We start from the raw sequence: 1,209 nt of genomic DNA on the forward strand, positions 1-1,209 counted from the left end.
ATTATTCCTCAAAATCCAGTATTCCAATTCAAGTTTATTGCAAACTCTGTAATTTACAATGGGCTAATTGCAATGAACAAGGGAAGTTCCAGAAGTCTGGGATTATTAAACATAACGTGTTTGTATATGATTAGTGGCGTGATTAAGCAACTAAGTTAGTAAATAAAAACGGAATAGAAAATCCGCGAGGATTTTCGTAAACAAGCTAGAACCAAGCAATAAAATATATACGGTGTTGTAAGCTGGCTTTGATTTAATTTTTACTTTTTGTTTTAATCCGATTAAGTATTTCTGTAGCTCTTCTTTCTGAAAGGGTTTCATCATTTCCCACCATAAGTTTTAAAAACTGGACTTTCTTTTTTTCTCCTAAATCATAGACTTGCTCAAAATGTATATACTTTAAATTTTCTTCTTTGCTTGTAGCAAGATTCATTAATAGTTTTTCATAAAGGTTATCGTTGTTAATTCTCCATATTGCTCTACCAATTGTTAGTTTCCAACTCAAATCGGTCTCAATGTTTAGAAACTTATAGAGTATTGGTAATGCTTTTTCATCTTTTAATTCTCCTGAAGCTTTAAATAAATGACTGTATTTTAAATGTAAATTTTTCCTGATTAAATCTTTCGAAATTTCCAGTTCATTAGTAGACATCTTTTTAAAGAAAGACGTGTCGACTTCATTTCGGCTTAATCCATAAGGTTCAACAAAATGATTATAATAAAAATCTTTAAATTCCTTAGATAATGTTTGAGAATTTGGGTCAATATTTATTATGTATTTTTTAGTTACCGATTCTTTTTCATTTATAGGCTTTTCAAAGATTCCCAAGGCTTTTTTTAATTTCGAAAAACTATTCATTAGAGTGAGTTTTTAGCTTGCTTACAACGTGTTTGTATATGGAAAGTTGCGTTTTGGTACAGGCGGATTTTCCGAAGGAAAATCAGAAGTAACAAAAGAGCAACAACCTTTAATTAAGCACTAATCTAGCAATTTTTTATATACGTTGTTAGCAAATGCAGCTCTAATTAGTCGCAAACTTAATTAAAAGAAATTTCCAAAGACAAATAAGAGCAGATAGATTTTCGCACCAGATAATCTGTTTATTATTTAGTTAATTAAAATCTTTGTGACTTCAGTTTTACTTTTAGTTCCGATTTATCTAAGCAAATTTTGTTAATTATAAGTTAGGGAATTAGGTAAGCCCAAAC

The 1,209-nt window shown here is 29.5% G+C and carries 1 protein-coding gene; it reads right to left on the reverse strand.

Features of this window, described 5'->3' with window-relative positions:
- Positions 1–253: 253 nt before the first annotated feature.
- Entirely contained in the window at positions 254–859 is a 606-nt protein-coding gene (locus ACVCXO_RS00335) for a hypothetical protein (protein WP_452227611.1), read from the reverse strand.
- Between the last annotated feature and the right edge of the window lie 350 nt (positions 860–1,209).

The sequence above is a fragment of the Lacinutrix sp. MEBiC02404 genome, assembly GCF_053601575.1.

What these genes read in the sequence shown, in the direction of transcription:
- ACVCXO_RS00335 (WP_452227611.1), bottom strand. Translation starts at nt 859, where the DNA reads ATGAATAGTTTTTCGAAATTAAAAAAAGCCTTGGGAATCTTTGAAAAG.